Below are 26249 nucleotides of genomic sequence, written 5' to 3' on the forward strand. Positions count from 1 at the left end.
TCGATCATGCCCGCCACCCGCCGCCTCCCCCCCTTGCGCGCGCTGGAAGCCTTTGTCCGCACGGTTCGCCTTGGATCGGCCAAGGCCGCGGCCAGCGAATTGGGCCTGAGCCCTTCGGCGCTGTCCCGCCGCGTCGGCGCGCTGGAGGATTTCGTGGGCAAGCGTCTGTTTACGCGCCAGCATCAGGCGATGAAGCTGACCGATGATGGCCATGCCTTTTATGCCGCCGTCAGCCCCAAGCTGGAAGATCTGGCCGAGGCGGTCGAATCGCAGATGGAGGCCAGCAATGTGATGCGCCTGCATCTGGGTGTTCCGGCGCTGTTTGCGGGCACGCGCCTGTTTCCACGCCTGCCCGAATTGCGCAAGCTGCATCCGCGCCTGCATATCGACTTTGACACCGGGGCCCAGCTCGAATCGGAACTGGGCGATTCGATTGATGCGGCCATCGTGCTGTCGAAGGAGCCCGATCCTGCGCTCCATTCGGTGCGGCTCGATCATAACAAGATCCACGCTTTCGCCTCGCCCGCGCTGGCCGCCGAGATTGGCGCGACGCCCGATCTGGCCCGCCTGTCAAAGCAGACTTTCGTAATCTCGACCGATCTGCCTGAAAGCCTTGATGTGTGGAAAGGCGCGCTGGGGCTGGAACGGCTGGAACCGGCCGCAATCGACCATTTCGATTCGGCTCAGCTTATCATTGCCGCAGCGGTTCAGGGTCTGGGCATCGCCATCGTCCATGACGACCACTTCCTGCGCCCCGGCGATGACCGTCTGGTCCGCCTGTTCGACGCCGATATCGACAGCCCCTACAGCTATTGGTTCGTATGCCGCCCGCGCGCGCTGGAAACGCGCCCGGTGCGGATTTTCCACGATTGGCTGATCAAGGCCGGGCTTTAAGCGGCGTGACGCAACCCGTCGCGAGTGGAGCGGCGGGCCAGCGTGAAACGCTGCACCACGCCCGACAGACGCTCGGCCTCATGGGCCAGTGAGCGCGAGGCGGCGGTCGATTCCTCGACCAGCGCGGCATTCTGCTGGGTGGCCATATCCAGCTCGTTCAAAACCTGATTGACGCCTGCAATAGCCTCGGACTGCTGGGCCGCATTAGTGGCCAGCGTGGAGAGCATGCCCGCAACCTCGGTCGAACGCTCGACAATGCGTTCAAGGCTCGACTGCGTGCGGCTGACCATATCGACGCCCGCGCGCACCTCCTCACCGGAATGGACGATCAGCGCGCCGATTTCCTTAGCGGCCAGCGCGCTGCGCTCGGCCAGATTGCGCACCTCTGTGGCCACCACGGCAAAGCCGCGCCCGGCGTCCCCTGCCCGCGCAGCCTCCACCCCCGCGTTCAGAGCCAGCAGGTTGGTCTGGAACGAGATGCCGTCGATGATCTCGACGATGGAGCGCATTTTATCCGAGGTCGCCGCAATGGACTGCATGGCCGCCACCGCGCCGCGCATCAGTTCGCCGCTGTTCGAGGCTTCCTGCTCGGCCTCATGGGCCGAACCTGCCACGCTGGTCACGCCCTGACCGGTCTGGGCCACCGAATGGGCCAGTTCGCGCACGGTATTGGCCGTATTGCCCAGCGATGCGGCCTGAAGCTCGGTGCGATGGGCCAGATCCTGCGCCGCTGAGGAAATCTCGCCCGCGCCCGAACGCACCGCGTTGGAAGACACCGAGACGGCCGAAATCTGTTCGGAAAGCGAGGCAGCCGTTGCGTTGAAATCATTGCGCAATTGCTCGTATTCAACCGGAAATACCTCGTCGAGCCGTTCATCCAGCCGCCCCTGACGCAACGATGCAAGGCCGCGCTCCAGCGCCCCGGTGATCCGCTGCTGCGCCTCCAGCTTGGCCTCTGCCTCGGCGCGGCTGCGATTGGCCACCGACTGGCGGATCTCCTCCAGCGCGCGGGCGATGTCGCCCAATTCGTCGCTCTTGTCGATGCCGGGGATGTCGCGGTCCAGATCGCCCGCCGCCATATCGCCCATCGCATTCTTCAATTGCGAAACGGGGCGCGACACACGCAGCGAAAACATCAGCAGCACCAGCAAACCGATGCCGACACCCAAAATGCCCAGCACGATGTTGCGCTGGATTGCGGTATCGGCCTGGGCAAGCACGCGGTTCGAAATGTCATCGGTCAGTTTAACGTTGTAATCTTTGTCGGCCTCAATCGCGGCCTGCAGCGCGCGGGAATGGTCCACAATATCACCATTAAACAGCGTAATGGCGCGATCATGCTGATTTTTCAATCCGGCAGAGCGAATGGCCTCAACGTCCTGCCGGAACAACTGCCAACGCCGGACAAAGTCCTCGTAAAGCCGCGCATCCTCTTTATCGCTGATCAGCTTTTTATAATCGGCAATGCCCTCTTCGGCCTTGACGAGAGCTTTGTCGAGTGACTCAGATTGCTTGGTCGCTTCTTCAGGCGATTGCGCCAGAATCAGACGCGACATGCGGATTCGGGCGATTTCGAAATCAATGATGATCGAATTGAGCTTATCGACACTGGGCACCGAATTGGACGCCACATAGGCCATATCTGTACGCATGGCGGTTGCGCCTTGAACAGCCAGCCCGGCCCCCAAGCCGATGATGGTCGCCAGCGAAAGCGAGCCTGCGGCGACAAGTGTGCTGATTTTTGCGCGAGCGAGCACGGACTATCCTCTCGATACTGTCCGTTTACTATCGTTCACAAGCAATGGAGATCGGTTGAACCGATGACTGGGGACAAGCCCTGATCAAGAGTTAACAGTTGGTGCAGAAGGCAGGACTGCCCCGGCCCACACGCTAGGAGAGCGCCGGGGCAGTCCATGGGATCAGGCGGCCGAAACGACAGCCTTGACGATCTTGCCCGGATTGCGCGGCGGCTCGCCCTTGGGCAGCGCGTCAACGAATTCCATGCCCGACTGGACCACGCCCCACACCGTGTACTGGCGGTCGAGGAAGGTGGCGTCGTCAAAGCAGATGAAGAACTGGCTGTTGGCCGAATGCGGATACGAGGTGCGCGCCATCGAGCACACGCCGCGCACATGCGGTTCAGCGTTGAATTCAGCCTTAAGATCGGGCTTGTCGCTGCCGCCGGTACCGGTGCCGTTGGGGCAGCCGCCCTGCGCCATGAAGCCGGGGATCACGCGGTGAAAAACGATACCGTCGTAGAAACCTTCGCCGACCAGTTCCTTGATGCGTTCAACGTGGCCGGGGGCCAGATCGGGGCGCAGCTTGATGACAACATCGCCGATGCCGTTGCCGGTATCCACGGTGAAGGTGAGAATTTCGTCGGCCATGGGTAAAGCTCCTGTGTGGACTGGCGAGGATTGGCCATCATCGCCCTATTTTCTGGCCGCGCTGATAAAGGCCCCCCGCGCCCATGGCCAGCAGTTTGTGCGAACGCTTGCGTCAAACGCATCCTGCACGGTTGCTTTTATTCGCTTAATGCCTAATCCCCTTCCCCCATGACTGTCGAGCCTGTCGATCCTCTCTATGCCGATGCCCCCAACGCCGAAATCGAGGCGATGGAGGAAAACACGCGTCATGACAGTCTGGACGAGGACAACCAGTTGAAGAGCGACTTTGTTCGCCGCGTGCGCAATGCGCTTGACGCGGGCGAGGTCGACGCGGTCTATGCGCTGGTCGAGCCGCTGCACCCTGCCGACATCGCCGACCTGTTCGAACAGATCGACGCGGATGAACGCCCCGCGCTGGCCGACGCCATCTCCGACCTGATGGGCGGCGAGGTTTTCGCCGAACTCAACGATCACGTCCGCGAAGGGCTGGTCGATGAATTGTCGGCCGAGGACATTGCCGACATTGCCGAGGAGATGGAGACCGACGACGCGGTCGCCCTGCTCGAAGACCTTGAGCCCGAGGAGCAGCAGGCGGTTCTGGCCGAGATGGAGCCGGAAGAGCGCGCCGCCATCGAATCCGCGCTGGCCTATCCCGAGGAGACCGCCGGCCGCCTGATGAGCCGCGATTATATTGCGGTGGGCGAGCATATGAGCGTGGGCGAGCTGATCCACTATCTGCGTGACAACAAGGACCTGGCGACCGAATTCTGGGAAGTGTTCATCGTGGACGCGCGCCATCATCCGGTCGGCACGTGCCAGCTTTCCTGGATCCTGCGCACCGATCGCCATGTCACGCTGTCCAATGTGATGAAGCGCGACCAGACGCTGATCCCGGTGGGCATGGATCAGGAAGAAGTGGCGCTGCGCTTTCAGAAATACGCGCTGATTTCGGCCGCCGTGGTTGATGAGAGCGGGCGTCTGGTAGGCCAGATCACGGTCGATGACGTGGTCCACATCATTCAGGAAGAAGCCAGCGAGGACATTCTGCGCCTGTCGGGCGCGGGCGATGGCGACATTAATGAGCCGATCCTCATGACGGTGCGCACGCGCCTGTCATGGCTGGTGGTCAATCTGGGCACGGCGATCATCGCCTCGTCGGTGGTCGGGCTGTTTCAGGGGGCGATTGCGCGATTCGCCCTGCTGGCCGTGCTGATGCCGATTGTCTCAGGGATGGGCGGCAATGCCGGCACACAGACGCTGGCCGTGGTGGTGCGCGCGATTGCCACCAATGAGCTGACCAGTTCGAACACAGTCCGCATGGTTCTGCGCGAATTGCGCATCGCGATTGCCAATGGCCTGTCGCTGGGTCTGATGATCGGTTCGGGCACAACGCTGCTGTTTGGCAATCCGCATCTGGGCGCGGTGATCGGCGCAGCGATGGTGATCAACAATCTGGTGGCGGGCCTTGCGGGCATTCTGGTGCCGGTGACGCTCGACCGCTTGCGAATTGATCCAGCCGTCTCTTCGGCCGTATTTGTAACCACGGCCACCGATGTCATGGGCTTCTTCTCCTTCCTCGGCCTTGCCGTTCTGACCGGACTTGCCTGATGCCTCTTAACATGACGAAAGTCGCCTATGGCGCGCAATCCATGGCCGAAATCCACGAATGGTTCTCGCCCGAAGGCCGGCGCGGGGGCGAGAAAGTCGCTCGCCTGACCACGCGCAACCGGCCCAAGCGGGCGGAGGAAATGATCGGCGGCTCGCTGTTCTGGATCTTCAAACATCAATTGGTAGCGCGCAGCGAAATCCTCGCTTTCGAGGAAGATGAAGGCGGACGTACCGCGATCCTGATTTCCACCAAGCTGATCGAGGTCGTCCCCACGCCGCGCCGCGCGCATCAGGGCTGGCGCTATCTCGAGGCCAAGGACGCTCCGGCCGATCTGGCCAGCGGAGACAATGGCGATGTCCTGCCCGCCAGCGTGGCGGCGGAACTGGCCAAACTGGGGCTGGTCTGACGTCTAGCGATGCTCGTGGATCGGGCGGATCTCTATCACGCTGGGCACCGGCATCGGATTGGGGCAACGACGCACCCAATCCAGCGCCTCGTCCATATCCCTCACCTCCCATAGCCAGAAACCGGCGACCAGTTCCTCGCTGGGCATGAAGGGGCCATTGAGGATGTCGCGGCTCGCACCGTCAAACGCGATCCGCATGCCCTGATCCGATGCAGTCAATCCCTCGGCCATAATCAGCACACCCGCCTCACGCAGCGCATCGTTGAAGCGCCCCATGGCCGCCATCATCTCCTGCGCCCATGCCGGGTCGAACTGCCCCGCTTCGCTTTCCTGCGTCGCCTTGACCATCACCAGAACGCGCATAGCCTAATTCTCCAGCCAATTCGCCAGCAAATGCCACGCCACCGCCGTGCGCGAGGGCGCGCTGAAAGCCACACCATCCTCGCCCCGATCGCGCGCGGTCATGGCCTCGACCACCTCCTCGCGGTTGAACCAGCGCGCGTCCTCCAGTTCACTATAGTCGATGGTCAGCGCGGGATCATCGGCGAAGGCATGGGCCGCGATCATCAGGCTGGAAGGGAACGGCCAGGGCTGGCTGGCGACATAGCGCACATCGCGGACCTTGACGCCTGCCTCCTCGTAAATCTCGCGGGCCACGGCTTCCTCAATGCTTTCGCCCGGCTCGATAAACCCGGCCAGCGCGGAATAGCGATGCGGCGGAAAACGCGGTTGACGACCCAACAGAAGCCGCCCCTTATGCTCGACCGACATGATGACTACCGGATCGGTGCGGGGGAAATGCTGCGCCCCGCAGGCTTCGCAATCGCGTTGCCACCCGCCTTTGGCCGGCACCGTGGCCGCGCCGCAACGCGCGCAGAACCGGTGCCGCGCATGCCAGCCTACCAGCGCCCGTGCCGCGCCATATATAGCGATCTCGCCGCCATCCATGCCGTTCAGCGCCTGCCACAGGTTAAAACTGGCGGGCGCCGTGCTGGCCTGATCAGCGCTGGGCACCGGGGCGAAATGGCCGATGCCCGCGCCGTCCAGCCCAAGGAACACCGCCTCGCCCACGGGCGCGGCAACCTCGCTCCACACCAGAGCGCCGCTGGCAAGGCTGGGCTCCAGCCCCTCCATCTGCAACAGCCGCCCGCCCCGCGCCCACAGCGCCGCCAGACGCGCAGGGTCAGAGCGCACCGCATCGGCGCGGTCCAGAAGATTGCCGGTAAAGGTAATGGGGGGACGCATATCTATCCTTTTCTGGCCATCGCGACCGCTGCGGCGCGGGCATAGAGCGTGGGCAGTCCGGCCTCGTCAAGCCGGGCGAGCGGCCACCATTCGCCCTCGCCCGATGGATTATCACCGCCCTGTGACACCATCACGGCCAGATCGAGCGCGACATGGGTAAAGACATGGGCCACCCTGCCCGCCTCCTGCCAGCCGCCATCGAGCGGTGGATTGCCCGACCCGTCGCGCCTTGCATTCCAGCCATCGTCGGGCAGTGCACGCATCCCCCCAAGCATCCCGCTGGCCGGACGGCGGATCAGCCAAACCGCGCCGTCACGCTCGATCCACCATGCATGGCCGATGCGCTGCGCCTTGGCTTTCTTGGGCGGTTTGACCGGCAACTGCTCGGCCCGTGCCTGCCCCCGGCAATCGCTGCGCAAGGGACAAATCAGACATTGCGGTGCGCGGACGCTGCAAATCCCCGCGCCCAGATCCATCATCGCCTGGGCAAAATCGCCGCTGCGCGCGTCGGGAGTGATAGCATCGGCAGCCTCGCGGATGGCGGCGCGCGCAGCGGGTAAAGGCTCGTCAATGTCAAACAGGCGGGCCACCACCCGCTCGACATTGGCATCGACCACCACGGCGCGCTGGCCAAAGGCAATCGCCGCGACCGCCGCCGCCGTATAGGCCCCCAGCCCCGGCAAGGCGCGCAGGCCCGCCTCATCCTCTGGAAATGCGCCAAGATCGGCCACGACCCGCGCGCATTCAACCAGCCGCCGCGCCCTTGAATAATAGCCAAGCCCCGCCCATGCCGCCATCACCTCTTCCTCGGGCGCCGCGGCCAGCGCGGCCACATCGCTCCAACGCGTGGTAAAACGCTCGAAATAGGGGATAACCGCGGCCACCGTGGTCTGTTGCAGCATCACCTCGGACAGCCACACACGATAGGGATCGGCCCGGTTGGCGCCGGGCGGCGCACGCCAAGGCAAGGCCCGCGCATGCGCATCATACCAGCCCAGCAGTGCGGGCGCGATTGATCCTGCGCGCGGGATATCGACTTTACCGCATTTCGCGCTCTGGCCTCTGGCATCCATGGGGCGGCTATGGCATGGCTGGGCTGGTATGGAAAGGGATAGGCCAAATACACCGAAGGGCAGCAAAGCCCCTGTTTCGACGCGCGATGATAAACCGCGCGCGGCAAAGTCGCGCGTGGGCCAGCCCTATGAGCGCCCGCGCGGCGGACAGGCACGCCCGATTGCCGAACTGATGCCCGATATTGGCCGCACCGCCTTTCGCCGCTTCGGTTTTGTGCAATCCAGCGTCGTGACGCGCTGGCCCGAAATCGTCGGCCCAATCCACGCCAATGTCTGCATGCCCGAAGCGATCCGGTTTCCCCCCGGCGAAAAGAGCGACGGCATATTGCAACTGGTGGTTTTGCCCGCCCATGCGCCGATCATCACCCATGTGATCCCCGAAATCATCGAGCGGGTGAACCGCTTCTTTGGCTATCAGGCCGTGTCCAAGGTCAAGATGCGGCAAGGCGAGGTGATCGCCCGCCCCAAGAGCCCGGCCCGCGCCGCGCCGCCCAGCCTGAAACCGATCCCGATCGAGCTGGGCGATTCGCTGCGCGATATTGGCGATCCTGAATTGAAGGCGGTTCTTGAATCGCTTGCCCGCAGCATCGCCCGTGAGGACGAAGCGTGACGAATTCTGTTTTCAGCAAAGGACTCTGGATGCTTCTTCCATTCCGCATGATGGCCGCTGTTGCTCTGACGCTTGGGCTGAGCGCCGCGCCGGTGCAGGCCGCAACCGCAAAACCGACCGCGGCCGGCGGCGCATGGGGCGCCAAGGTGGCCATCAGCCCGGTGGGCGGGCATATTCAGGGCAATCCGGCCGCAGCCCACAAGCTGATCGAATATATGAGCTATACCTGCTCGCATTGCGCCCATTTCGAGGCGGAAACGGCGCTGCCGCTGCGCATGGGGCCGGTGGGCGGCGGGCAATTGTCGTTCGAGGTGCGCCATCTGGTGCGCGATCCGCTCGACATCACCATCGCCATGCTGACCAATTGCGTGCCGCCGGTCAAATTCTTCCCGCTGCACCACAAATTTCTGGCCGAACAGGACAAGTGGATCGCCACCGCGCAAAAGCTGACCGAGGCGCAGACCAAGCGCTGGAACGAAGGCCAGATGCCCGAGCGGATGCGCGCCATCGCCTCGGACCTGAAATTCTATGACATCGCCGCCGGCGCGGGCCTGAGCCATGCGCAGGCCGACGCCTGTTTCGCCAATGAGGCCACCTTGCGCCGGGTCATCGCCCAGACCAAGGAAGCGCAGGAACTGGGCGCCACCGGCACGCCCACCTTCACGCTGGACGGCAAGATGCTCGAAGAACATGACTGGGCCGGATTGCAGCCCAAGCTGGCCGCCGTTCTGAAATAAACCCGTTTCATTCTTTGCCCAAGGATAGGTCGCAAGATGATGTTTGCCTCGCTTTCTTCCCGTACTCTGGCCCTTCTGGCCGTGGCTCCGCTGGCGCTGGCCGGTTGCAACAAGTCGGACAATGGCGCAGCCAACGCGCCCGCCGGCAGCGTGACCGCCGTGGCCCCGCCTGCGGGCAAGGCATGGGCCGAAACCTTTGCCAAGACCGAGGATGGCGACGGCATCATCGTGGGCAACCCCAAGGCGGCGGTCAAGATGGTCGAATATGGCTCGCTCTCCTGCCCCCACTGCGCGAAACTGGCGCAGGACGGGATGAGCGCCTTGACCGGCAATTACATCGCCAGCGGCAAGGTCAGCCTTGAATTCCGCAGCTTCGCCATCCACCCGCAGGATATTCCGCTGACGGTTCTGGCGCGCTGCGGCGGGGATGACGCCTATTTCGGCCTGATCGAGCAGGTTTACACCAATTTCGACGCGATGAATTCGCAGACCAAGGAGCAGTACGATCAGGCCTCGGCCGCGATGAAGCTGCCCGCCGCGCAGCGCTATCCGGCCATTGCCGACGCGCTGGGCTATACCGCCTTCTTCTCGGCCCGCGGCCTGCCCGAAGCGCAGCAGCGCCAGTGCCTTACCGACCTGCCCCGCGCCGAGGCCGTGGCCAAGGCCTCCGAAGCGATCAGCGCCAAGGGCATCAATTCGACCCCGACCGTCTTCATCAACGGCAACAAGGTCGAAGGCGCCGAATGGAAGAATGTCGAAGCAGCACTTAAGGCTGCGGGCGCCTGATAGGCTTTCATGCGTTTTCGACGGCTCAAACTCTCAGGCTTCAAGAGCTTTGTTGAGCCCGCCGAACTGCGCATAGAGCCGGGGCTGACCGGGGTGGTCGGCCCCAACGGCTGCGGCAAATCCAATCTGCTCGAGGCCATTCGCTGGGTGATGGGCGAGAGCAGCCCCAAATCCTTGCGCGGCGGGGGGATGGAGGATGTGATCTTTGCGGGCACGGCCACCCGCCCACCGCGCGATTTTGCCGAGGTCGTGCTTTCCGCCCATGACAGCGCGGGCGAGGAACTGGAGGTCGTGCGCCGGATCGAGCGCGGCGCGGGATCGGCCTACCGCATCAACGGTCGCGATGCGCGGCAAAAGGATGTGGCGCTGGTCTTTGCCGATGCGGCGACCGGCGCGCATTCGCCTGCGCTGGTCAGTCAGGGCCGGATCGCCGCCGTCATCAATGCCCGCCCCGCCGAGCGCCGCGCCATGCTGGAAGAAGCGGCGGGAATCGCGGGCCTGCACGTTCGCCGCCGCGATGCCGAACAGAAATTACGCGCGACTGAGGCCAATCTGTCGCGCCTCGAAGATCTGATGGCGGGGCTGGAGAGCCGGATCGCCGGATTGCGGCGTCAGGCGCGAACGGCAGAGCGTTATCGCCACCTGTCCGAACAGATCCGCGTAGCCGAGGCGCGTGTCTTGTTCGCCCGCTGGCGCGAGGCGGCGCAGGCGGCCGATCACGCCAGGGCCGAAGCGGTACAAGCCGAGGAGCGCGCCACCGCCGCGCAGGCCCGCGCAGATGCCGCCCAAACCGCACAGGCCCAAACCGCCCAAGCCGCCATCGCCACGCGCGAGGCGCTGAGCATCGCGCGGGAAGCGGCCAGCACCAATACCCACCGCCTCGCCACATTGAACAGCCAGTGGGAGGCGGCGCAGGCGAAACTCGCCGACCTCGACCGACAGCAGGCGCGGCTGGAGGCCGACCGCAACGAGGCGGATCGGCTGACGCGCGATGCCGCGCAGGCCTTGCAACGGCTGCAACTCGAACTGGACGAAGCGCGCGCGCGACTGGCGCAGGCCGAGGCCGAGCGCCCCGCCATGGCGCAGGCCTTGCAGGAGGCCGACAGCAACGCCCGCGCTGCCGAAATCGCCTATGCGCAGGCCAATGCCGAGCAGGCCCGCGTCGAGGCCGAATGGCGCGTGGCCGAGGCCGAGATAGCGCAGACCCAAAGCCGATGCGCGCGCACCGAGGCCGATCTGGCCCGCAATGGCGAGGCGCTGGCCGCGCTCGACCGGGCAGGCGATCCGCTGGCCGATCTGGCCGGCGCCACCGCGCGCCGCGACGAAGCGGGGGCAAGGCTGGCGCAGGCGCGGGAGAAATTAAATGCCTCGCAGGAGCGGCGCGCCGCCTTGCTGGGGCAACGCGATGCCGCCGCCAGCGCGCTATCGGCGGCCCGCGCCGATCTGGCCGGAGTGGAGCGCGAATTTCAGGCCTTGCAGCGCGACCGCGAGACCCGCGCCAAGGCGCAAAAGAATGCCGCCGGACGCCGCCTTGCGCTTGACCATGTACGCGCCGCGCCGGGCTATGAGCGCGCGCTGGCCGCCGTACTGGGCCGCGATGCCAAAGCGCCTTTGGGCGAGGCCGGGGCCGAGGGGCGTTTCTGGACCGGGGCCGCGCCGCCTGTGCCGGTGGCGCAGAGTCTGGCCGCGCATGTGCCGGCTTGCCCGGCCGAACTGGCGGCGCGACTGGCGCTGGTGTGGGTGGATGAGGCCGATGACGGGCGCCCATTGAAGCCCGGCGAATGGCTGGTGACGCGGGCGGGGCATGTCCGGCGCTGGGATGGCTTTGTGGCGCGGGGCGAAGGCGCAGCGGAGGCGGCTCGGATGGAGGCGGACAACCGTTTCCTCGCGCTGGAGGCACAGATTTCCCCATTGCGCGAAGCGCTGGCGCAGGCGGAGGCCGAGGCAGACGCGGTGGCCGTGGCGCTGGCGCTGGCGCAGCATGAGACCGCCGGGTTTGAGCGCGATGTGGCCGCCGCCGCCGATGCCGAGCGCGCCGCCCTGCGCGCGATGGACGCCGCCGAGGCCGCCCGCGACCGCGCCGCCGCCCGCCGCGCCGAATTGCGGGCTGCCGCATTCGACCTGACCCAGCAGCGCGATGCGGCAAGGGCCGAGCAGGAGGCCGCTCTGAAGCGCCGCTCTGCCCTGCCCGCGCCTGATACGGGGCGGGCGATTCTGGAGACGGCGCGTTTGCGGCATGAGGCGGCGCGCAGTAACCACCAATCCGCCACCGCCCTGCTGGCCACGCAGGACCAGAATATGGCCGTGGCCCGCGAGAGGGTCCATGCGCAATCAGGCGAGATCCGCAACTGGCAGAACCGCGCCAGCGATGCAGCCAAGAGGCTGGCTCAGATGGCGGGGCGGATCGAGGAAATCGCGCAGGACCGCGCCGTCCATGCCGCCCGCCCGCCCGCGATCCAGGCCGAAATGGATGGGGTGGAGCAGGAGCAGCAGGCGCTAAGCCAGACCCACGCGCAGGCCGAAAGCGCGATGGCGCAGGCTGGGCACGAGGCCACCGAGGCCGAACGCGAATTGACGGGCGCGCAGGAAACGCTGCTGGCTGCCCGTGAAGCGCGTGCGGGGGCGCTGGCGCGGTTGGAGAATGAAAACGCACGCCGCGCCGAATTCAACCGCGCCTCGGGCGAGCGTTTTCAATGCCCGCCCCCGCTCCTGCCCCCGCGCTTTGGCTTTGCCGAGGCCGAGGTGGGCACGGCCGGCGAAGAGAGCCGCGCCATGGACCGATGGGCAGCGGATCGCGAGCGACTGGGCCCGGTCAATCTGATCGCCGCGCAGGAACTGGCCGCCGCCGAGGAGCGGGCGGGCGAATCGATCCGCGAAAGGGCCGAACTGGCCGAAGCGGTCAACCGGCTGCGCGGGTCGATCGGCAATCTGAACCGCGAGGGGCGCGAGAGGCTGCGCGCGGCGTTTGAGGCGGTCGATGGTCATTTCCGCCGATTGTTCGCCACACTGTTTCAGGGCGGACCGAATGACAGTGGGATGGCGCATCTGGCGCTGGTCGATTCGGACGATCCGCTGGAGGCTGGCCTTGAGATCTTCGCCCAGCCGCCGGGCAAGCGCCTGCAATCCCTGACTTTGCTGTCAGGCGGCGAACAGGCGTTGACGGCGGTGGCGCTGATCTTTGCGCTGTTCCTGACCAATCCCTCGCCGATCTGCGTGCTGGACGAGGTGGATGCGCCGCTCGACGATGCCAATATCGAGCGCTTCTGCGACCTGCTGGAGGCGATGACGCGCGAGACGGAGACGCGCTATCTGGTCGTGACCCATAATGCCGTGACGATGAGCAGGATGCACCGCCTGTTCGGCGTGACCATGGTGGAGCGCGGCGTATCGCGGCTGGTCAGTGTGGATCTGAGCGCGGCCGAGCAATTGCTGGCCGAGGCGAGTTAAGCGTTTCCGACCACCAGACAGGCCAGCGCCATCAGGAACCCGGCAAAGCGGTTCGAGCGAAAGCGGGCCAGCGCATTGTCGCCATCATCCTGTTTCAGCGTCCCCACCTGCCACAGGAAATGCAGCCCTACCGGCAAGAGCGCCAGCAAGGCCAGCGCATCGTACCGCACCAGCCACAAGGCCCCCGCCCAGCAGCCCAGCGCCATGGTGTAAAGCGCGCCGACTCCCGCATGCACATACCGCCCGAACGACAGCGCCGAGGAACCGATGCCCACCAGCGCATCATCATCGCGGTCCTGCAACGCATAAATCGTGTCATAGGCCATGCACCACGCCCAGCAGCCCGCATAGAGCAGCCCCAGCACGCCCAGCCCGTCAAACCCGCGCATCTCGACCCAGCCGACCGGCGCGCCCCATGTGAAGACCAGCCCCAGCCACGCCTGCGGCCAGCCGGTGATCCGCTTCATAAAGGGATAGGCCGCCACCAGCGCCAGCGAACCCAACGCCACCAGTTGCGCCTGCCACCGCAGTTGCAGCAGCACGAGCAGGCCGATCAGGCAAAGGCCGATCAGCCAGATCCATGCAGATTTCTTGCTCACCCGCCCGCTGGCGATGGGGCGCAGAGCGGTGCGCGCCACGCGGCGGTCGATATCCACATCCACGATGTCATTGTAAACACAGCCCGCCCCGCGCATCACCACGCTGCCCAGCAGGAGCCAGAGCAGCAGGCCCCAGCGCGCCGCGCCACCCGCCAGCAGCACACCCCACGCGCAGGGCCAGAACAGCAGCCACCAGCCGATGGGCCGATCCAACCGTGCCAGAGAGGCATAATCGCGCGCCGCAGCGGGCAGCAGCCCCATGATGCCGCGATGCTCGCTGTCGGGTACGATCTGGACGGTTTCGCTCATGCGCCATGCCATAGCGTGGCGCACCGCAATCGGCTAGAGCGCGAGGCTATGAGCGATCATCTTCCTGCCACACCCGCCTGGCCCCCGCGCAGCGCGCCGCGCCTGTTCGTCGAAACGCCCCTCTCGCAAGGCGCGCAGGTCAGCATTGACGGGCCTCAGGCGCATTATCTGGGCCGCGTCATGCGCGTGGGGCCGGGGGATGCGGTGATCCTTTGCGATGATCTGTCGGGCGAATGGGCGGCGCGGGCCGTCTCGGTGGGCAAGCGCAATCTGGTGCTGGAATGCGTGGACCTGCTTCGCGGGCGCGAGGCGGTGCCCGATTTCACGCTTTGCGCGGGGCTGCTCAAAAAGGATCGCTTCGATCTGGTGCTGGAAAAGGCCTGCGAATTGGGGGTGCGCCATATTCAGCCGGTGCTGACGCGGCGCTGCGTGGCGGATAAATTGAACCTCGAGCGCGCCCGCGCCACGCTGATCGAGGCGGCCGAGCAATGCGCGCGCACCGCCCTGCCCAAGATTGCGGCGCCGGTGCGATTGGATGCGTTGTTGCGCGAATGGGAGGCGCCGCGCGCCCTGTTCTTTGCCGATGAACAGGGCGGCGCGCCCGCGCTGGCCACCTTTGCCGCCCATTCCGGCCCCGCCGCGTTGCTGACCGGGCCGGAGGGGGGCTTTACCGACGAGGAGCGCGCCGCCATCCGCGCCCATTCATCGGCCCATGCGATTACCCTGGGGCCGCGTATTTTGCGGGGCGAAACCGCCTGTATCGCGGCCACAGCGCTGTGGATGGGCGGCATGGGTGACTGGGGCGCATAATCAAGATGCCTCTGACATCGTAAGGTGAATAGATTTTCTCGCTAGCGCAAAGTGTTTTGGCCCACTAGGAAGTCGCGCCATGAGCACTCGCGAAGCGACCGACCAGCATGATCCCCTGATTTCCGGGCTGGATCAACTTGCCTCTCCGATGCAGGAGGGCGAGAAACCACGCGCCCAATGGCGCATCGGCACCGAGCATGAAAAGATTGTCTATCGCGGTGCCGACCGCCACGCCCCGGCCTATGATGAGGCGGGCGGCATTCGCGACCTGCTGATGGGGCTCAAGCCCTATGGCTGGAGCGAGATTATGGAGGGCGACCACGTCATCGCCCTCAAGGGCAGCGATGGCGCGGTCAGCCTTGAACCGGCGGGTCAGATCGAATTGTCGGGCGCGCCGCTCGAAAATCTGCACGAAACAGATGCTGAAACCCGCCGCCATATCGATCAGGTGAAGGCCGTGGGCGCGGGCAGTGATCTGGGCTTCCTCAGCCTTGGCCTTTATCCCGACAAGCGGCGCGACGAATTGCCGATCATGCCCAAGGGCCGCTATGACATTATGCTGCGCCATATGCCGCGCGTGGGGTCGATGGGGCTGGACATGATGCTGCGCACCTGCACCATCCAGACCAATCTGGATTACAGCAGCGAAGCCGACATGGTACAGAAGTTCCGCGTTTCGCTGGCGCTGCAACCTCTGGCCACCGCGCTTTTCGCCAATTCGCCTTTTCTTGAGGGGCGGCCCAACGGCTACCTTTCCTATCGCAGCCATATCTGGTCGGACACCGATCCGGCGCGTACCGGCATGCTGCCCTTCGTGTTCGAGGATGGTTTCGGATACGAGCGTTATGTCGAGTATATGCTTGATGTGCCGATGTATTTCGTGTTCCGCGATGGCAAGTATATTGATGCCGCGGGCCAGTCCTTCCGCGACTTCCTGAATGGCCAGCTGCCCGCTCTTCCCGGCGAACGCCCGACGATCGGTGACTGGCAGGATCACCTGTCCACAGCCTTCCCCGAAGTGCGTTTGAAGAGCTTCCTTGAAATGCGCGGCGCCGATGGCGGGCCGGTTGAACGGATCGTGGCGCTGCCCGCCCTCTGGGTCGGCCTGCTTTATGATCAGGGCGCGCTCGATGCCGCTTGGGATCTGGTCAAGGGCTGGAGCATGGAGGAACGCGAGATCCTGCGCTCGAGCGTACCCAAGCTGGCGCTGGATGCACCGATTGCCGGGGGCCGGTTGGGAGATATCGCGGGCGAAGTGCTGGCCATTGCCCGGGCCGGTCTGAAATCACGTGCACGGTTGAACGGCGAGGGCGCGGATGAAACCCGCTATCTCGCCCCCCTCGACGAAATCGTGGCCAGCGGCAAGGTCCCTGCTCAGCTTTGGCTGGACCGCTATCATGGCGAATGGGGCGGCGATCTCAGCCGCGTTTACGACGAAGCCAGCTTCTAAAATACACGCTTGAGCAGGCGCGTAATCGGCGCGCCTGTTTCGGCCCATGCCCAATAGGCGCGATATTTGGCATCCTGCCCCAACAGATGCCGCTCCTCGGTCTTGGCACGCCACCAATAGACCGCACTGACCATCGCCAGAATTGCGGTGTTGCGCATGCAATCAACCAGCGATCCGGTGGGACTGAGAAAAGGCAGCGTCACCGACCACCAGAACAGATTCTTCGACACATAAGCCGGATGGCGCGTCAGTCGATAAGGCCCATGGGTGATGACCCCGCGATAGGTCAGATTGGAAAAGCGCAGGCCGAACACCATCGTCGCCCAACCGTAAACGCCTGTGAGCGCCACCAACCACGCCCCCCACCCCCATAGCGCCCATTCATGCCCGGCCAGCCATTGCGACCATTCCGCCGTGCCGGGGTGATAATCGAGCGGCCCATTGCCCCCCATCATGATGAAGGGCGGATAGCACACCAGCGCCGCCACCCAGCCGTCAAGGTACGGGTTGGCGCTGCGAATATGCGCGTCCAAGGGACGCAGAGTGAAGAGATAGCCCGCTGTGCCAATCTGCACGTCGATCATGAAAAGCCACGTTATCAGCCAGTTGGTCAGCGCCACCGGATCGCCCAACCCGGCCCCGTCGAAATGCACCACCGCCGCAAAGCCACCCGGCAGAATCGAAAGCATAAAGGCCGTGAAAAACCCCTTCACTGCCCAGCGTCGCGCATGGAGCAGAACCTGCCCCCCATCGGCCCCATCCCGGCCCAGAACCCACGCCCCGCAATGCCACGCCCCATCGCGCGGATCGATCAGCACCCGGTCCAGCCACAAGACATAGGGCACCGAGAGCAAAGCCATCGGCACCACGCCCAAGCCGATCAGGCGGATGCCAAACAGCCATGGCTCCTGCCAATAAAAGCGGAACAGGCAATAGGCCGTGCCGATCACCGCCCATGTCACCCACAGGCCCACCAGCTTGACCGCGCTGATGCCCAGCACATCGCGCAAGGGGCGAGGATGAGCCCAGTCGATACCGGTCGAGGCCCGCCGATGCACCTTGTCCACCAACACCGACCACAAGGCCATCGCGCCCGAGGACAGAGCCAGCGCCATCACCGCCGTATAAGGCCCCGCCAAAGGCTCCCTTGGCCCGCCCAGATCAAGCGCGTCCGCCACCATCGGCCATGACCGGCAGACCATCACCCAGGCTACCAGCACGGCCAGCCCCACCAGCCCGACACTGGCGGAAACATCGCTTTGCGGTCTGCTGACGACAGAAGGGCTGGCGGAACAATCCATTCCGCCAGCCCTAGCAGCCACTGGTTAAGAGTGCGGAAACGCTCTTACTTCAACGCGGTAATCCGGCCGGAATCGTCCAGCAGATAAAGGATGCCATTGGCCACGATCGGGGCCAGCGTGATCGGCGCCTTGACCTCGGTATAGAACTTGGACACGCCGTCCATCGCGCTTACCACATGGACCTCGCCACGGCTGTTGGCCACCCACAGGCGGTCGCCCGCCAGCACCGGGCCGGTCCAGAAGATCGGGCCTTCCTTCTTCTTGGGCTTGGTCCAGCGGTTGAGCTGGGCCACCCAGCGCACCTTGCCGCTGGCCTTGGAAATGCACAGCAGCTTGGCTTCGTCGGTCAACGTGAAGATCCAGTCGCCCGCAATCGCCGGAGTGGAAATGCCCGCCAGATTCAGCTCCCAAAGGCGCTGGCCCGTCACGAGTTCATAGGCGGCCATACGCCCGCCCTGACCCAGCGCATAGATGCGGCCACGGTCGATGATCGGATCAGCGTCAATATCGGTCAACACGCCCACCGAGGTGGAGAGCGACGTGCGCGAAAGAGCGTCATTCCACAAGGTCCGGCCATTTTCATAGCGATAGGCGATCAGTTCCCCGGTTGAGAAACCGGCGACCACCGAACCCTGCCCCGCCGCCGGCGCAGCGACGCCAAAAACGCCCGTCGCGCCCAGCGAAGCCGCTTCCTGCCACAGACCGGTGCCGTCCTCGATCTTGAGCGCGTGGATCTCGTTATTCTGCGTCATCACATAGACCGCGCCAAAGGCCACCGTAGGCGATCCGCGCAGCGGGCCTGCGGGGCGCACCTTCCATGCGATCTTGCCGGTCTTGGCGTCCAGCGCGGCAACATCGCCCACGCCCGTCGTCACATAGACGCGGCCAGAATCATACGAAGCGCCACCTCCGAACACCGCCTCGCCCGCGCCGCCGGTAACCTGCAGCGTCTGAGTCCATTGCGGAGCGCCCGTGGCGGCATCAAAGGCGTGCAGCACACCATCGGTGTCGAACACGAACATCGAGCCGCCGCCGATCACCGGAGAAGCGCCCAGACGGCGCCGTTCGTTGGAGCCGGCCACGCGCACTTCCCAGATCGGCTTGGGGCTCTCGCCCAGCGTCAGGTTGCCGTAGCTCTTCGAAGCCGAACCGCCCGGCTGCGCCCATTCGGTATTGGGCTGGGCCAGAGGCAGCACGACCGCCATCGTGGCGATGTCCATATCCGCCTGCGCCGAGGATTCGACGCGGCTCAGGATCGGTTCGCGCTTGCCGGTGGTGGGCGTGGTCGGCTTGGGCTTGCGGCCCAGCTTGGGTCCGCCGCCGCAGGCCGACAGTGCGGCGATCAGCGCCACCGACAGCAGCGCACGGCCCGGATTACGACGGAAGGAGGCAAGAGACTTCATGAGGCAGGTCCTTAAGGTCCGTCAGGAATGGATCAGGGCTGAGTGGGGGCGGGCACAGCAGGCGTCGCGGCGCCGGGCTTGCCCACCATCAGGGGGATTTCGGGCGTGGCCGCCTTGGGTTTTGCTGCCTTGGCCGTGGGCGCCGCCTTTGCGGGCGCAGGGGCCGAAGCAGCCGCAGGCGCGGCCTCGACCGGCGCGGCTGGGGCCGGAGCAGCGCCCGGCTGGGGCGCGTTCAACTCGATCGGCCGGGCCACATCGTCCACCGCGTCAAAGCCCAACTGGCTGGCGACCTGACGCACGCGGGCGCGCAGGGATTCGGGCTGATCCTTATCCTTGGCAATCGCGCCGAACAGCGGCGAGGCCAGTTCCTTCTTGCCCTGCTTCAAATAGGCCATGCCCAGCAATTCGCCCGCCGCACCAAACCACGGCGCGCCCGGCGCGGCCAGAGGCTTCAGCTTGGCGACGACTTCATCGGGCTTCATCTGGTCATAGTTCAGCGAGACCTGGCGCAGCGTGGCGAAATCGCGATAGGTCTGCGGCGCATTGGCATCAGCGGCCACGGCGGCATAACGCGTGGCGGCGTCCTGTACCTTGCCCTGCTTGGCCAGCAGCCCCGCTTCGACCAGCCGAGCCACCACCGCCGAACCGGAATCGCTGCCTGCGGCAAGACCATCGAGCGTCTTATTGGCCAGATCCGGGCGGCTCGCCTCGATCTGGTCCAGCGCGATGGTCAACTGCTCGCCGCGCGTGGCCGCCTGCTGATCCTGATAATGGCCCCACCACAGATAACCGCCCAGCGCCGCCAGACCCAGCACCAGCCCGGCGCCCACCGGCTTGGCATAGCGGCGGACCACGGTCATCATCTGATCCTCGCGCAGCGCGTCATCCACCTCGCGCAGGAAGGCATCGCCCTGCTGGGCCTGTTGTGCAGCCAGTTGCTGGGCGCGGGTCTGAGGAGGAGTAGGACGCAGGGCCAAGGGACTTCACTTCCTGATCATCGATGCGGGCGAAAAAGTCACACCGCGTGTAAAAAAACGAAACTGCCGTTTAGCGGATGGGCCGGGCTTTTCAACGGCAATGAGACAATCGGCGAGACGGTCCGGCAACAGATCGGCAATTATGGGAAACTATTGCGCCCCATCGCCCCGGCGTAAAGCGCGCGGTAACGATCGACCATGGTCTTTTCGTCATATTCCGTGATGGCCAGCGCGCGATTCGCCTCGCCGACCGCACGGCGCAGATCCGTCTCCCCGGCCAGATGCGCCAGATGGGCGGCAAAGGCACCCTCATCACCCGATGGCGCAATAAAGGCCCGGTTTTTCGCCGACAGCATCGGCACAACATCGCCCACATCCGGGCTGACCACCGCCAGACCCGCCGCCATGGCCTCGACCACGCTGATCGGAAACTGCTCGCTGTCAGAAGACAACGCAAAAAGGTCGAACAGACCCACCACCTTGGCCGGATCGCCGACATGACCGGGAAGATGGACCCGGTGCGCAATATCAAGGCGCAGCGCCTCCTCGCGGATCGCCTCGCGTTCCGGCCCATCGCCCGCGATCACCAACTGCCATGGCTCGGGCAATGCTGCAAAGGCGCGCACCAGACGCGGCAGATTTTTCACCGGCCGCAGTCCGGCCAGCGTGCCCAGCCACAATTCGCCCTCGCGCTTAATCACGCGGGGCAGCGCATCGGGCCGGGGCCGCGCAGCATAGGCAGCGGTGCGTATGCCATTGGGGATGCGGTGAACCTTGGCCTCGGGCTGCTGCCACACGCCGCGCGCGATGCCCTCCAGCCTTTGCGAACAGACCACCAGAGCGCTAGCTCGGCCAAGCGCGATCCGGCGATACCAGTTGCGGCTGGATTTCAGGCTGACCGCCTCGTCCTGATTGAACCCGTCCTCATGGTGAACCAAAGGCGGCAGACGCAGGATCTGGGCAAACAGAGTATGGGCCAGCACCGCATCCATCGCGCCGAAATTATAGGTCAGTACAAGGTCATAATCCGACATCGCGCTGGCCAGAGCTATCAGGCGTTTTGGGCTGGGCTTGCCCTGAAGCGAGGGGAAATCGGTGCCTGCCTGCCAGCGGATGCCGGGCATGATGCGGCGTGCGGCCTCCATCGCATCGGGCATAGCCGAGACGATCGTGTGGGCCGCCCCCGCGCCAAAAGCGTTGATAAGCTGGACGCAGCGTAATTCCTTGCCGCCGGGGTTAAAGCTGGAATGGAGATGCAGAATACGCAACGGATTCGAACTCATACCACCCGTTCCAAAAGGCGCTCGATAGCCTTGACCGCCCCGGCCTCATCCAATGTCGGCGCATGGCCGATCCGGGGAATGCTGACCGCGACGGCATCGGGAATGCGCCGCGCCATTTCGCCCAGCGTTTCGGTGGAGAGCAGATCCGACAATTCCCCGCGCAGCAGCAGCAGAGGCCGCCCCGCCAGCGCCATATAGCCGGGCCACAGATCGACCCCCGCCTCGCCGCCGGGGCGCTCGAAAGGCTCGGCGATCTTCATGTCGTAATCATACACGATGCGGCCGTTCTGCCCCACGGTCATCACCCGCTTGGCCATGGCCAGCCATTGATGCACGTCGTAATCCGGGAAGGACGCGCTCTGCTCCTCCTCCAGCGCACGGGCGGCATGCATCCATGTGGGAAAGCTGCGCCCCTGCCCCACATAATCGCGGATACGCGCGAGGCCGGATGGCTCAATCACCGGTCCGATGTCGTTCAGAACCGCGCCCGCGATCCGCTTGGCATCGATCATCGCCAGCAGCATCGCCATCAGCCCGCCCAGCGAGGTGCCGACCACGACAAAGCGCTCAATCCGCAGTTCATCGAAGAGCGCGTTGACGTCCTGCACATATTGCAGCGGATTATAAGTGGCCGAATTTTTGGCATATTGCGAATCGCCGCGCCCGCGCATGTCCGGGCAAATCACCCGCCATTGCCCCGCGATGCGCCCCGCCAGCCCTTCAAAATCGCGCGCATTGCGCGTCAGGCCCGGCAGACAGACCACCGCCGGGCGATCCTCGGGTCCGGCGTAATCTCGATAGTGCAAACGCAGCCCGTCCGGGCTTTGCCAGAATTGATCGGTAAAACTGTTCATGGCCTTGCGGGCGCTTCCTTATCGCAATTTTGCGCAGGCATGGCTTGCGCCCCGCCGCTTGTGCGCCCACTTATTGCCCCATGCGCCATGAACCGCAAGCGAATGCCTACGCACCCGATCCGCAAATCCTCAGTCTGGCCCCATGGCTGGGCGATCCGGTTGCGCCCGCCGACTTTCCAGAGGCCCGGCTGCGCTGGCGCAACGACCGCTGGGCGCGGGGCGTAGGGCTCGATGGGCTGGACGATGCGGCATGGGTTGCCCATTTCGGACGGTTTGCGCCTTTGGACGGCAATTTGCCCCAGCCTTTGGCGCTGCGCTATCACGGCCACCAGTTTGGCGTGTACAATCCCGAACTTGGCGATGGGCGCGGGTTTCTGTTTGCGCAGATGCGCGATGGCGCCGAACGCCTGATCGACCTTGGCACCAAGGGTTCGGGGCAGACGCCGTGGAGCCGTCAGGGCGATGGCCGCCTGACACTCAAAGGCGCAGTGCGCGAAATTCTGGCGACCGAAATGCTGGAGGCTTTGGGCGCGAACACCTCCAAGACTTTCAGCGTCGTGGAAACCGGCGAGGCTTTGTGGCGCGGCGATGAACCCTCGCCCACCCGCTCGGCGGTGTTGGTGCGGATGAGCCATGGTCATATCCGCATCGGCACGTTCCAACGCCTGCTGGTGCTGGAGGAGGCCGAGCATATGGCCGCGCTGGTCGATTATGCGCTGGCGCAATTTCCCGGTCCGCTGCCACCCGCCGATGCGCCGGGCCGCGACCAACCCGCGATCATCCTGCTGCATCAGGTGGTCGAGCGGCTTGCCGATATGGCCGCTTCCTATGTCGCCTCGGGCTTTGTCCATGGCGTGCTGAACACCGACAATATGAACATTTCGGGCGAGAGTTTCGACTATGGCCCCTGGCGCTGGCTGCCGCGATGGGATGCCGATTTTACCGCCGCCTATTTTGACCACGCGGGCCGCTATCGCTTTGGCCAACAGGCCGAGGCGATCAAGTGGAATTGCGGGCAGTTGGCGGTGTCGCTGCGCCTGCTGGTGGCCGATACCGCGCCGCTGATCGCCGCGCTCGACCGGTTCGACGGCTTGTATCAGGCGGCGCTGGCGCGGCGGATGCTGTGGCGGATCGGGCTGCAACCGCTGGGCGATGAACAAGACGGCGCGCTGCTGGCCGCAGCGGGCGCGCATATGCGCGAAGAGCAGATGTCGCCCGATGCTTTCTTCCACCTGTTTCGCGGCGCGCCGGATGAGGCACGGGCGGTGCTGCGTGAAAGCTCGCCGCTGGCCAAGGTGCTGGACGATTATACGCCTATTGCCGACGCCCGCGCCCATCCCGCATGGCAGGCCCCTGCCCCCGACAACCACATCGAAACAGTCGAAAGTCTCTGGCTGGCCATCGACCGCGATGATGACTGGGGCCCGCTCCACCGCCACATCGCGGCCATACGGGCGCTGGGCGATGCCTTGGGCGAACCGCCCATCCCTGCAGGACATGTTTCTGGATCAATCACTTAGGCGACAGCGGAGCCGATCTCCGGAGGGGGCATTAAGAATTTGCCAACCTAGATTGGTTTAAACTTGGCAATCGTGGCGGCTCACAACGCCGCCTGCCCCCTTTCGGATAAGCCATCTTGTCAGCCATCGCCCTTGCCACCTTGCCCGATGACACACCCGATCCCGTGATCTCGCGTGATCCGGCCACCGGCGCGGTGCTGATGCAGACCTATCCCACCGATCTGGAAGCCCAGATCGCCACCGCGCGGATCGCCTATACCGGCTGGGCCTGTCAGCCGCTATCGGCGCGGGTCGATGCGGTGCGTCGTCTGACCGGAGCGCTGCGCCAGCGGTCGCAGGAATTTGCCGAGGCCATCGCGCGCGACACCGGCCGGCCGATGTGGGATTGCTTTGCCGAGGTCGAGACCGCGCTGGCCCGCGTCGATGGCTGCGTACGCGCCTATGCCGACCGCTGCGCCCACCGGCGGCAAGAAGGTGGGGCCAATGGTGCGGTGGCCGTGCGGCACAAGCCGATGGGCGTGCTGGCCGTCATCACCACTTTCAGTCAGCCGATGCTGACCCCACTCTCGCATATCGCCCCGGCGATTCTGGCGGGCAACGCGGTTATCTTCAAACCCTCCAGCCGCGCCTTGCCCACCGCCTTGCTGATCGAGGATTGCATCAAGCGCGCCGGGCTTGCCGCCAATATCGTCCAGATCGCCGTGGCGCATGGCGAAGCCGCGATGGATCTGGCGGCGCATGATGGTGTCGATGGCGTATTCTTTTCCGGCTCGACTCAGGTAGGGCAAAATCTGGCGCGGCGGATTGCAGGTCGGCCGGGCAAGCTGCTCTCGCTCGACCTGGGCGGAAACAATGCCATCGTGGTCTGGGACACGCCGCAGATCGAGGATGCCGCGATGCTGGTTGTACAATCGGCCTTCACCGCCTCGGGCCAGCGGGCCACCTGCGCGCGCCGCCTGATCGTGCGCGAGGAGATGGCGGAACCGCTGTTGGCCGCAGTCAAGCGTCTGGCCGACCGCATCGTCTGCGGCGCGCCCAACGACGAAACCACGCCCTTCATGGGGCCGCTCATCGACAATCGCGTGGCTGATGGGCTGGTGCAGAGCTTCATCTGGCTGATGTCGCGCGGGGGGCGGCCAATCAAGCATATGGCCCGCCTCGATCCCCAGCACCCCTTTATCAGCCCGGCGATCATCGATGTTACCGACATGCGCGAGCGGCCCGATGTCGAGCTGTTCGGTCCGCTGTTGCAGGTCATCCGCGTGCCCGATTTCGACGCCGCGATCACCCAGGCCAATGCCACGCGCTATGGGCTGGTTTCGGCGCTGATCGGAGGAACTCAGGAGGAGTACAACCGTTTCTGGGCCAATGTACGCACGGGCCTGACCCATTGGAACCGGGCGACGATCACCGAATTGCCCGGCGTACCATCGGGCGGTGTGGGCCTGTCCGGCAATTTTCGCCCCGGCGGTTATTACGAGGCCGACTCCTGCGCCTATCCGGTCAGTTCGGCCGAAATGAGCCACCCGCGCGCGATGATCGGCACCGGCTTTGCGCCCGAAATCTAAGACCAAAATCTGACATTTGTCTGATTTGATCGCCGATTTTGGGATGCGTTGATCCTTCACTTGCGCCATGGAGCAGGGCGAAAGGATTTGACATGACGCAGCCCGAGACCCGTAACGATGGCATGCCCTATGCGATTGCCGCCTATCTGATCTGGGGGCTGCTGCCGCTCTATCTGCGACAGGTTCATGATGTGCCGCCGTTCGAATTCGTGGGCTGGCGCACCCTGTTTACCCTGCCCGCCTGCGCGCTGGCGATCATCGTGCTGCGTCAGGGGGCGGCTTTGCGCGCGGCCTTGAGCGATGGACGCAAGGTGATGGCGCTGACGGCTTCTGCGCTGCTGATCGGGGCCAACTGGACAACCTATGTGGTCATGATCCAGCAGGGGCACATTTTTGCCGCCAGCCTTGGCTATTACATCAACCCGCTGATGAATGTCGTACTGGGCACATTTCTCCTGGGCGAGCAGTTGAACCGCGCGCAATGGGTGGCGGTGGCGTTGGCAGCGGTGGGTGTGGTCATCCTGGCCTCGGGCGCGGCCGAAACGCTGGGGTGGAGCCTGGCGCTGGCGGCGACTTTCTCCGGCTACGGTCTGGTGCGAAAAAAGGCCCCGGTGGCGGCGCTGCCCGGCCTGTCGATCGAAGCGGGGATTCTGACCCTGCCCGCCGTGGCGATGATCGCGCTGGGCCATGGACCTTTGGGCATCACGCTGGGTCAGGGGCGGCCTGCGCATGACACACTGGTCGCCATGTCGGGAGTGGTCACGGCGGTACCGCTGGTGCTGTTTGCCATGGCGGCGCAGAGGATGAATTATTCTATCCTCGGCTTTGTCCAGTTCCTCGCCCCCACCCTAGTGTTCTTTCAAGGCCTGCTGCTGTTTCACGAGCCGCTGCAATCGGCGCAACTGGCCAGTTTCGTGCTGATCTGGGCCGCGCTGGCGGTATTCAGTTGGGACATGTGGCGGCGGCGGTAAGGGAGTAAAC

Annotated in this window: 23 protein-coding genes; 12 read left to right on the forward strand and 11 right to left on the reverse strand. The window is 64.9% G+C overall.

The features are described 5' to 3' along the window. Positions 1–6 precede the first annotated feature (6 nt). Positions 7–894, forward strand: coding sequence for a LysR substrate-binding domain-containing protein (locus FHW96_RS21090; protein ID WP_168603772.1), 888 nt, complete (start codon positions 7–9; stop codon positions 892–894). Here the strand turns inward: FHW96_RS21090 and FHW96_RS26815 are convergent. Together FHW96_RS26815 and FHW96_RS21100 are read right to left on the reverse strand one after the other, a co-directional pair. Beyond that, positions 891–2651: a HAMP domain-containing methyl-accepting chemotaxis protein gene (locus tag FHW96_RS26815; RefSeq protein WP_172342558.1), complete on the reverse strand. Its 1761-nt coding sequence runs from the start codon at positions 2649–2651 to the stop codon at positions 891–893. The genes FHW96_RS21090 and FHW96_RS26815 overlap by 4 nt on opposite strands. 162 nt (positions 2652–2813) lie before the next feature. Continuing rightward, complete coding sequence (locus FHW96_RS21100; protein ID WP_172342559.1) at positions 2814–3281, reverse strand: peptidylprolyl isomerase; 468 nt, start codon at positions 3279–3281, stop codon at positions 2814–2816. A gap of 168 nt (positions 3282–3449) precedes the next feature. Here FHW96_RS21100 and mgtE point away from each other — a divergent pair, with 168 nt between their 5' ends. Together mgtE and FHW96_RS21110 are read left to right on the forward strand one after the other, a co-directional pair. Next, entirely contained in the window at positions 3450–4889 is a 1440-nt protein-coding gene (gene mgtE, locus FHW96_RS21105) for a magnesium transporter (RefSeq protein ID WP_172342560.1), read from the forward strand. Continuing rightward, positions 4889–5296 carry a DUF1489 domain-containing protein gene (locus tag FHW96_RS21110; protein ID WP_172342561.1) on the forward strand — a complete coding sequence of 136 codons (408 nt, stop codon included), beginning with the start codon at positions 4889–4891 and terminating at the stop codon, positions 5294–5296. The genes mgtE and FHW96_RS21110 overlap by 1 nt, the downstream gene beginning before the upstream one ends. 3 nt (positions 5297–5299) lie before the next feature. Here the strand turns inward: FHW96_RS21110 and FHW96_RS21115 are convergent, their stop codons facing one another. From FHW96_RS21115 to FHW96_RS21125, 3 genes are read right to left on the reverse strand one after another with little or no spacing between them, the layout of a single operon-like run. Continuing rightward, entirely contained in the window at positions 5300–5659 is a 360-nt protein-coding gene (locus tag FHW96_RS21115) for a YciI family protein (RefSeq protein WP_172342562.1), read from the reverse strand. A gap of 3 nt (positions 5660–5662) precedes the next feature. After that, positions 5663–6541 (reverse strand): NAD(+) diphosphatase, encoded by an 879-nt coding sequence (gene nudC / locus FHW96_RS21120; RefSeq protein WP_172342563.1) that lies wholly within the window; start codon positions 6539–6541, stop codon positions 5663–5665. 2 nt (positions 6542–6543) lie between these two features. Next, positions 6544–7614, reverse strand: a complete 1071-nt coding sequence (locus FHW96_RS21125; RefSeq protein WP_172342564.1) for an A/G-specific adenine glycosylase — start codon at positions 7612–7614, stop codon at positions 6544–6546. Between the two features lie 28 nt (positions 7615–7642). On the opposite strand from FHW96_RS21125, the gene FHW96_RS21130 reads away from it, so the two are divergent. Genes FHW96_RS21130 through FHW96_RS21145 form a run of 4 tightly spaced genes read left to right on the forward strand, consistent with a single transcriptional unit; the run spans position 7643 to position 13194 of the window. Then, the gene (locus FHW96_RS21130; protein ID WP_172342565.1) at positions 7643–8224 is read left to right on the forward strand and encodes a DUF721 domain-containing protein; all 582 of its coding nucleotides are present in this window, start codon (positions 7643–7645) and stop codon (positions 8222–8224) included. A gap of 29 nt (positions 8225–8253) precedes the next feature. Continuing rightward, entirely contained in the window at positions 8254–8961 is a 708-nt protein-coding gene (locus FHW96_RS21135) for a thioredoxin domain-containing protein (RefSeq protein WP_172342566.1), read from the forward strand. A gap of 36 nt (positions 8962–8997) precedes the next feature. After that, positions 8998–9747, forward strand: coding sequence for a thioredoxin domain-containing protein (locus FHW96_RS21140; RefSeq protein ID WP_172342567.1), 750 nt, complete (start codon positions 8998–9000; stop codon positions 9745–9747). 9 nt (positions 9748–9756) lie between these two features. After that, positions 9757–13194 carry a chromosome segregation SMC family protein gene (locus FHW96_RS21145; RefSeq protein WP_172342568.1) on the forward strand — a complete coding sequence of 1146 codons (3438 nt, stop codon included), beginning with the start codon at positions 9757–9759 and terminating at the stop codon, positions 13192–13194. Here FHW96_RS21145 and ubiA read toward each other — a convergent pair. Next, positions 13191–14102 (reverse strand): 4-hydroxybenzoate octaprenyltransferase, encoded by a 912-nt coding sequence (gene ubiA, locus FHW96_RS21150; protein ID WP_172342569.1) that lies wholly within the window; start codon positions 14100–14102, stop codon positions 13191–13193. The two genes, FHW96_RS21145 and ubiA, sit on opposite strands and share 4 nt — an antisense overlap. 48 nt (positions 14103–14150) lie before the next feature. Here ubiA and FHW96_RS21155 point away from each other — a divergent pair, with 48 nt between their 5' ends. Then, the gene (locus FHW96_RS21155) at positions 14151–14912 is read left to right on the forward strand and encodes a 16S rRNA (uracil(1498)-N(3))-methyltransferase (RefSeq protein WP_172342570.1); all 762 of its coding nucleotides are present in this window, start codon (positions 14151–14153) and stop codon (positions 14910–14912) included. 79 nt (positions 14913–14991) lie between these two features. Further along, positions 14992–16362 carry a glutamate--cysteine ligase gene (locus tag FHW96_RS21160; protein ID WP_172342571.1) on the forward strand — a complete coding sequence of 457 codons (1371 nt, stop codon included), beginning with the start codon at positions 14992–14994 and terminating at the stop codon, positions 16360–16362. Here FHW96_RS21160 and FHW96_RS21165 read toward each other — a convergent pair. From FHW96_RS21165 to FHW96_RS21190, 5 genes are all read right to left on the reverse strand, one after another. Then, on the reverse strand, positions 16359–17663 hold the full coding sequence (locus FHW96_RS21165) for an isoprenylcysteine carboxylmethyltransferase family protein (RefSeq protein WP_172342572.1): 1305 nt from the start codon (positions 17661–17663) through the stop codon (positions 16359–16361). The genes FHW96_RS21160 and FHW96_RS21165 overlap by 4 nt on opposite strands. A gap of 44 nt (positions 17664–17707) precedes the next feature. Beyond that, complete coding sequence (locus FHW96_RS21170) at positions 17708–19066, reverse strand: PQQ-like beta-propeller repeat protein (RefSeq protein WP_172342573.1); 1359 nt, start codon at positions 19064–19066, stop codon at positions 17708–17710. Between the two features lie 32 nt (positions 19067–19098). Continuing rightward, positions 19099–20043 carry a tetratricopeptide repeat protein gene (locus FHW96_RS21180; protein ID WP_216650999.1) on the reverse strand — a complete coding sequence of 315 codons (945 nt, stop codon included), beginning with the start codon at positions 20041–20043 and terminating at the stop codon, positions 19099–19101. Between the two features lie 140 nt (positions 20044–20183). Further along, complete coding sequence (locus FHW96_RS21185; protein WP_172342574.1) at positions 20184–21326, reverse strand: glycosyltransferase family 4 protein; 1143 nt, start codon at positions 21324–21326, stop codon at positions 20184–20186. Continuing rightward, a complete protein-coding gene (locus FHW96_RS21190; RefSeq protein WP_172342575.1) occupies positions 21323–22180 on the reverse strand; it encodes an alpha/beta fold hydrolase in 858 nt (285 codons plus the stop codon). Before FHW96_RS21190 ends, FHW96_RS21185 begins: the two co-directional genes overlap by 4 nt. 80 nt (positions 22181–22260) lie before the next feature. Between FHW96_RS21190 and FHW96_RS21195 the strand changes: the two genes are divergently transcribed. The 3 genes from FHW96_RS21195 to rarD all read left to right on the forward strand — a co-directional run bounded on the left by FHW96_RS21195 (position 22261) and on the right by rarD (position 26239). After that, positions 22261–23700 (forward strand): protein adenylyltransferase SelO family protein, encoded by a 1440-nt coding sequence (locus tag FHW96_RS21195; RefSeq protein WP_172342576.1) that lies wholly within the window; start codon positions 22261–22263, stop codon positions 23698–23700. A gap of 116 nt (positions 23701–23816) precedes the next feature. Further along, a complete protein-coding gene (locus FHW96_RS21200; protein WP_256432886.1) occupies positions 23817–25268 on the forward strand; it encodes an aldehyde dehydrogenase family protein in 1452 nt (483 codons plus the stop codon). A 92-nt stretch (positions 25269–25360) separates the two neighbouring features. After that, positions 25361–26239 (forward strand): EamA family transporter RarD, encoded by an 879-nt coding sequence (gene rarD / locus FHW96_RS21205; protein ID WP_253951128.1) that lies wholly within the window; start codon positions 25361–25363, stop codon positions 26237–26239. The last annotated feature ends 10 nt before the right edge of the window (positions 26240–26249 follow it).

It is taken from the genome of Novosphingobium sp. SG751A, from assembly GCF_013149295.1.
Lineage (GTDB): Bacteria > Pseudomonadota > Alphaproteobacteria > Sphingomonadales > Sphingomonadaceae > Novosphingobium.